The 739-nt window shown below is 72.8% G+C and carries 1 pseudogene; it reads right to left on the bottom strand.

The window, feature by feature from the left end:
- Window positions 1-739: pseudogene (locus A5646_RS03760) on the bottom strand (13E12 repeat family protein); the annotation flags it as partial.

The following is a 739-nucleotide window of genomic DNA, read 5'->3' as shown; positions in this document are numbered from 1 at the left end:
GGTAACCCGTTGTGCTGACCCAGGTTCCCGGAGGCCAGCACCAGCGCAGTGCGGCGTTGAGTCCGTCGTGCTGGCGTTGGGCGGCCGAGCGTGGGTCGCGCTCGATGGCGTCTTGGGTGGGTGCGCCGTCCACACAGGGCGTGTCGTCGTCGGGGTTGCACATCCCGGGGGCGGCGAGTTTGGCTAGGACGGCTTCCAGGGTGGCGCGGGCTTCGGGGGTCAGCCAGCCGCGCAACGGCGACATGCCGTCGGCCTGCTGGTTGCCCAGGGTCAGACCACGCGCCCGCGCGCGGTCGTCGTCGGTGTAGGTGCCGTCGGGGTTGAGGCAGTCGGCCAGGGTGCGGGCCAACCCGGCGAGTTGTTCGGGGCGAAACCGGCTGCCCTCGGTGGCCAGCCGCGCTTCGGCCCGCTCGCGGGTCGGCATGTCGATCCAGCCGGGCAGCTGGTGGTAGAACTTGCGGATCACCGCCACCTGGCCCGCGCCCAGCTCGCCCCGGCGTTGTCCGGCGGCGGTGGCGGGCAGCATCGGGCCCAGCGGTTCGCCGGTCAGGCCGTGGCGCGGGCCCAAATCGCGTGCCTCGTTGAGGCGGCGGGCGGCTTCAGCGCGGCTGATCAGGGTCGCCTCGGCGATGGCCTGGACTGCTGTGGCGCCGAGTTCGACCGAGGGTGCTTGGCGGGCCAGGGAATTGATCACGGGGTGCTCGACGGCTGGGATGCGCCGGCGCTGCTTCTCGCAGCG

Source organism: Mycobacterium sp. 1245499.0, from assembly GCF_001673615.1.
In the GTDB taxonomy this organism is placed as follows: Bacteria; Actinomycetota; Actinomycetes; order Mycobacteriales; family Mycobacteriaceae; genus Mycobacterium; species Mycobacterium europaeum_A.
The sequence above is the reverse complement of the archived record's forward strand: the minus strand, read 5'-3'. Positions and strand labels throughout refer to the sequence as shown.